General features: G+C 43.4%; 4 protein-coding genes. 3 read left to right on the top strand and 1 reads right to left on the bottom strand.

The window, feature by feature from the left end:
• Positions 1–370 precede the first annotated feature (370 nt).
• Positions 371–1,882, top strand: a complete 1,512-nt coding sequence (locus HWQ41_RS29150) for an FAD-dependent oxidoreductase (protein WP_292770801.1) — start codon at positions 371–373, stop codon at positions 1,880–1,882.
• Between the two features lie 133 nt (positions 1,883–2,015).
• Positions 2,016–2,369 carry a DUF6464 family protein gene (locus HWQ41_RS29145; protein WP_292770799.1) on the top strand — a complete coding sequence of 118 codons (354 nt, stop codon included), beginning with the start codon at positions 2,016–2,018 and terminating at the stop codon, positions 2,367–2,369.
• Positions 2,370–2,726: 357 nt separating this feature from the next.
• Here HWQ41_RS29145 and fmt read toward each other — a convergent pair whose 3' ends face one another.
• Positions 2,727–3,731, bottom strand: a complete 1,005-nt coding sequence (fmt, locus tag HWQ41_RS29140; RefSeq protein WP_292770797.1) for a methionyl-tRNA formyltransferase — start codon at positions 3,729–3,731, stop codon at positions 2,727–2,729.
• Between the two features lie 869 nt (positions 3,732–4,600).
• On the opposite strand from fmt, the gene HWQ41_RS29135 reads away from it, so the two are divergent.
• Positions 4,601–5,923, top strand: coding sequence for a hypothetical protein (locus HWQ41_RS29135; RefSeq protein ID WP_292770795.1), 1,323 nt, complete (start codon positions 4,601–4,603; stop codon positions 5,921–5,923).
• The last annotated feature ends 236 nt before the right edge of the window (positions 5,924–6,159 follow it).

Raw genomic sequence — 6,159 nt, 5'->3', positions numbered from 1 at the left:
GGTTGGGGGTGGGGTTCTTGTACCTCACTCAACCGAGAACCGCTATATAGATCGTAGGGGCGCACAGATGTGCATACGTGTCAACTTAAGCTAAAACCCCTTTAAAACCTCGTTTCTAGCCTCTGGCTGGAAATGCCCCTCATTGGGCTGCTGCTGCGAGTCAAGGAGGCGGAGTCTCCCAGTAAACATTCCCAGGCTGGGAACGAGGCAATCTCTCAAAGCTCTGTATAGACTGGTTTTTACGTTAAGTTGACACGCACGACAGCTAGCTGTGCGTCCAAAGGAAAACCGCTATAATAGCAAGCCGTCATCTGATCAGAACACAAGTTCGTATACATTAGTTGATGGACTGCAACAATTGGAGGCTGTGATGGTACAAGGGTCACAACAAAAACGGGTGGTAGTTGTAGGTGCTGGTTGGGCTGGTTTAGGAGCAACCTACCATTTGGCAAAGCAAGGCTATGATGTGACACTTCTAGAAGCAGGCCCCTATCCCGGTGGATTGGTGGCAGGTTGGCAAACAGCCGCGGGAAAATCTGTTGAAGCTGGCATTCATGGCTTTTGGTATCCTTACAAAAATATTTTTTCTTTAATCAATGAATTAGAAATTAATCCTTTTACTACTTGGACTCGTTCTTCGCAATATTCGCCAGCAGGTTTGGAAGTTGAATCACCAATTTTTCAAGACTTACCGCGACTCCCCTCGCCACTGGGAACTTTTCTCTACACTCAGTTTAAGCGGCTGCCATTAATTGACCGTCTCAGCGCCCTGCCTTTACTTTATGCTGTCGTTGATTTTGACAATTCTGATGCCGCTTGGCGGCGCTATGACTTTGTAACTGCCCGTGAATTGTTCAAAGACTTTAACGTTTCTGCACGGCTTTACCGCGAGGCTTTTGAACCAATGTTATTGGTGGGCTTGTTTGCCCCTGGTGAACAATGTTCAGCCGCAGCAACTTTAGGGATGCTTTACTTTTTTATTCTGGCTCATCAACCGGATTTTGATGTAGTTTGGTGTCGGGGAACTGTCGGGGAAAAGATATTTCGTCCTTGGGTGGAACGTATTGAAAAAGCTGGTGTGCGAGTGTTACCCAAGCGGCGAGTTACAGACTTAATTGTTGATAGTAATCATCGAGCCAAGGGTGTGGTTTGCGGTGATGAACTAATTGAAGCAGATGCCGTGATTTTTGCGGTTGGAATCACGGGAATGAAGAAAATTGTCTCAACTAGCCCTAGTTTACAAAGCCGTGAAGAATTTCGTAATTTGAGCAATTTAGGAGCAATTGATGTTTTAGCAACGCGACTATGGTTTGACCGCAAAATTGATATTCCTCGTCCTTCTAATGCTTGTTTTGGATTCGACACAAGTACAGGTTGGACGTTTTTTGATTTGAATGCTCTACATGATGAATATCAAAATGAGCCGGGAACGGTGATTGAAGCTGATTTCTATCACGCGAATCAGTTTCTCAGTTTGAGCGATGAGGAGATTTTAGCAATAGTTCAGGGTTATTTAGCAACTTGTGTGCCAGCATTTCGGGAGGCAAAGATAATTGATAGCAGTGTAATTCGGCTACATCAGGCAGTAACTCACTTTGCACCTGGTAGCTATCGTTATATGTTGCCCGCTAAGACAAGTTTTGAGAATGTGTTTATGAGTGGGGATTGGATTGTGAACCGTCATGGTTCCTGGTCACAGGAAAAGGCTTATGTTACTGGTTTGGAGGCGGCGAATTTGGTGGTATCTTATTTGGGAGAAGGTCAGCCATCTGAGATTTTAGCTGTAGAAGAGGATGAAGTGCATATACAAGTGGCGCGATCGCTCAACCAAACTTGGCGTGACTTGGGCAAATCTATCCTACCTGACTTTTGGTTGCCATAGTCTGTAAGGTAGCATAGCTGTGCATCCCTATTGTATGTATTTTTCTCACAATAAGAGTGAATTATTAATTGTAATCTAAATTCGGTAAGCTAAAGAAAGCAATTGCATAATGTAAATCAAATCACATAAGCTTATGGAGCCAGACTCTTTACAAACCGAGGTGATTCTGACGCATCCGCGTGAGTCTCTCGGCAAAGTGCAACTTGATTGGACACCCCAACCCGGAAACTATCTCGATTTTCAAGGTAAAACCTATGCGGTTTTAGAGCGCCGCCACAGATACCAACTTAAAGCAGGACGTTATCGTTTGCATAATATTGCTATTTACGTGCAGTCTGCAAAACGACCATCTGAGAAAAGTTTGGTAGCGGGACGTTGGGTAATCGGTGATGCCACCTGCTGCTACAATGCTCATTCAGAAATTATTCGCTGTGCAGTCAACCCAGATGGCCCTTGCAAATCTTGCCGCTTTTATGAAAAGTCTTAGGAGAGACGCGATTAATCGCGTCTGTACAGGAGTTAGGAGTTAAAAGTTATCGTAAATTAAAGGGTTTAAGAAACTGCAATCTACATGTAGCACCCATTTCAGTCGGGGTTTAAATTGAACGTAGTTGCCACAACGCTCTTAAAGAGCGCATCGCGCTTCTCTTCTCTACGAGAGGCTGCGCCAACGAGACGCTCCGCGAACGCGTCTCCCCTTCTCCCATTCGTGAGAGGCTAGCGCCAAGGGAGAAGGCACTTCTCTTCTGGTGCGGACGCACTCGCGTTCGTCTGAAATGTCTTTAATTTTGAATTTTGAATTTTGAATTTTGAATTGTTATTCTCCCTCATCCCCCCATTCCCCTCAACTTCCCGCACCAAATACTTCTCCCACAGTTAAGCGGGTACCATTAACAAAATCCCATCCCGACTGGGGACGTTTACCAGCTAGCTGAACCTCTCGCAACAGCAACAAACCTTCCCCAGTTTGGACAATTGCCCCAATTCCTTTGGCAATGCTCACTACAACTCCCGGTTTATCTGATACATTTGACAAATCGGGCAATTTGTGCATTAATTCTTGTAATTCGGGTGGGAGATCGCGATCGCCTACAGAACCAAGGGGAGCAGAAGCGGTGATCTTCAGCAGGTTGTCACGAAAGGTAGCGGTGCAGTTAGGGTAAAAGCCTCTGATTTGATTGTGTAATTGGATAGCGCTTTTTGACCAATCCAAACCATAATCTGGTTTTTGAATCAGAGGTGCATAAGTAGCTGCTAAATTATCTTGGGGAATTGGTTGAATTTCCTGGCGTTCCAACTTCAACAGAGTTTCTAGCAACAAATCCCCACCGATCGCAGCTAGTCTGTCGGCTAAATCTTGGGTATTATCCAGTAATCCAATCGGTGTAGTGGCTATTTGCAGCATTGCGCCAGTATCCATGCCCACATCCATTAACATGGTCGTGATCCCCGTTTCCCTTTCACCGTTATACAAACACCACTGAATCGGCGCGGCACCGCGATATTTGGGTAAAATCGAGCCATGCACATTAATGCAGGCCAATTTTGGCATCTTGAGGATTTTTGACGATAAAATCTGTCCATAGGCGACAACAACAAACACATCTGCGTCTGATTGTTTGAGTTGGGTTAAAGTTTCAGTGTCTTTTTTCACCCGTTCGGGTTGCCATACTGGTAAGTTGTGAGCAGTAGCGATCGCTTTTACAGGTGAAGGCGTAAGTTGATTTCCGCGTTCTCGGCGTTTATCTGGTTGGGTGACAACTGCCAGCACTTCAAATTCTGAATGATTCAATAACTTTTCCAAGGTGGGTACAGCAAACTGAGGTGTACCAAAGAATACAATTTTCATTAATAAATAGTTGTTAGTCGTTAATCATTGTACTTCACCAGGCTCCTGTATTCTGGACGGCAGTTGCAAAGCAGAGTTGATTTGCTGTAAATAATATCGGCTGTTTGGTGGTACAATGTTTTCGTATTGGTGAAACCAAAGGCTGCTTGATTAACTTAATAGTTAAGTTGACAAGTGTAATACCTAGATATCAACTGCATCTGCCTAATCGTTTAGTGGTGTCTCATCACGAGCCGCTAGAGCATCTACCGAGTAATTTTTTTGTGTTCCTGTTCAATTTCCCCAAATAGGTGTTAAATGCAGTTGGGTTTCTAAAAAAATATTGCGTCTTCTAGCTATTTTTGTAGTTGAGATTGCAATTTATGACTTTGGGTTGCTGACAGCAGTATTTTCTGAGTATGATGTATTATGCGTCCGCTTTCCCAGCCGATTCACGTAACGCCTCACGTTTACCATTATCAGGGTTTTCGCTGTTATATTTAGTGTGTAACCTGACTTATTTGCTGCTTCCTGGCGATCGCTAGGACAATCTCCAATAAGTGAGTCATCTCACTCTTGGTTGCCAGCTTCATTAGCCCAAACTATCCCTTGACTAATACCTGTTTTTTGGTGTCCTTGGGTATTAGTAAAAGCAACATTATATATCGTGTAGTAATTACTGAGTTCTCAGCACATTTACTATACTAGCATATTTTTGCAACAAAACATTCAGTACTTGAGTACGAAAAGCTGTAGACAATGATACTTAATTTTTGTAAAGCTCTGCAAACTTGCTTTTAGTTTCTTGTTATACATATAATTACTGGCTGCCCCATTGCTGCATAGGTATTGCTTCACACATAGCAACCGCCCCTCTAGAGAGTCTACAAATGCTTAAACCCCTTTTGCTGTCAGGATGGTTCCGCGCGCAACCATTTCTCAATTACGTTGTCGTTGTGATACTGATCGCACCCTTGCTAGGGGCGTCGGGTCACTCGACCCCAGTCAGATCCGAAGTAGCCAAATTCACTTCGATTACTGGAGGGTCTGACTCTGTATCAAAGGAAATAGCTGTAGTTGGGGAACCTGAGAGAACTGAAATATTAAAAACAGATCAAATCAACTCCTTAACAGAAGAATTTGACTCTGTGCCAACACAAAGTACTGCTGTCCAGGAACCGCAAGTATTACCAGCGGATAAAATTGAGTCTTTGGCTGAAGCAGATAGTTCTGTGTCAAACAGTGATTTAACTGTTCCTGATCCTTTGGTAGCAGTTGAACTCGCACCATTAACAAATGTTCCTGTTAGTCAACTTAATTTAATCCGAAAACTAAAAGCTGCTAATATCAAGTCTTTGAAAGTCCCAGAAAATTCTCTCTCTAGAGAAAAATCTTTTACTGAATCATTGACAGCAACTCAAGTAGCACCAACTGTTAGAGAATCACAACCAACCACAAGCACAGAAATACCTGTTGCTGAACCACGTGATGAACCCCAAGCAGAACAAATAGATCCCATAGGTAGTCCTCATCCTATTCCTTGGAAATGGATTACAGCGACTCAAGAGGCTATTGGTTCCAAGGGTGGTTCGGGAGTGCGCCACTACCGCAGCGTACCCGTGATTTCTCCAGATGGTAAATATGCTGTTTATAGCCGGGTGCAACTAGAAGTAAAACCGCAAATGTACAACAGCCGTGTTACCAGCGTTTTGTTTGTCCAAGATATGCAAACCCAAAGGTTGTGGGTGATGGCTTCAACTAATGCTGTTAGCGATCCTTTATTAAAGGTAAAGGCTGTAAAGGCGGCGTCGTCAGAAGAAACTGATACGAATGGTAAAATTGGGGTATTAGTTCCAGTTAGCTGGTCGGAAAAAGGCGATCGCTTCTTAGCACGCAAGTTTGAAGGTATATTTAACACAGGCGATTCCACAGATAGTGCAGTGATTTGGGATCGGCAAAAAAATCGCGCCAACACAGTTTCTCCGGCTAATCAGGAAGAACAGCATGATAAAATTGCCGTATTGTTAGGTTGGAGTAAAAGCCAACCGGATCATGTGCTGTTTCGTGCGGGTGAATTGGGCGAGGAAAACTGGCCACTAATGCAAGTTGCTAATGATGGCAAGACTGTAAGGACAACAGACGATGATCAGCCAATTACCTTTGGTAAAAAGATTACAGAAATTTGGGCAGGCCCACAAGTAGCCTACCGATAGTTTATTAAAAATCCTATATACTCCCGTTGTCAGCAATGACGACAACGGGATTTTTTTTAATGTGATAAATATTTTTGGCGTTGCTGAATTTGGATATGCAACTTAAAAATCAAGTATGCTCAATTCTTACTCTTTGGGTGAGACAAATTCATATTTTCAATCAGTATAGCAGGGAACAGGGAATAGGGAACTCTTAACAGGGTTGAAAGTCTCTTGGTGTCAGTGTTTTCTGATTA

The organism is Nostoc sp. NOS(2021) (assembly GCF_017115025.1).
Taxonomy (GTDB): Bacteria; Cyanobacteriota; Cyanobacteriia; order Cyanobacteriales; family Nostocaceae; genus Nostoc.
Note: the sequence above shows the minus strand (reverse complement) of the source record. Positions and strands in the feature narration are given on the sequence as shown.

Bases quoted from the DNA above. Each gene is read 5' to 3' on its own strand.
- fmt (WP_292770797.1), bottom strand. From the start codon at position 3,731: ATGAAAATTGTATTCTTTGGTACACCTCAGTTTGCTGTACCCACCTTG.
- HWQ41_RS29145 (WP_292770799.1), top strand. From the start codon at position 2,016: ATGGAGCCAGACTCTTTACAAACCGAGGTGATTCTGACGCATCCGCGT.
- HWQ41_RS29135 (WP_292770795.1), top strand. From the start codon at position 4,601: ATGCTTAAACCCCTTTTGCTGTCAGGATGGTTCCGCGCGCAACCATTT.
- HWQ41_RS29150 (WP_292770801.1), top strand. From the start codon at position 371: ATGGTACAAGGGTCACAACAAAAACGGGTGGTAGTTGTAGGTGCTGGT.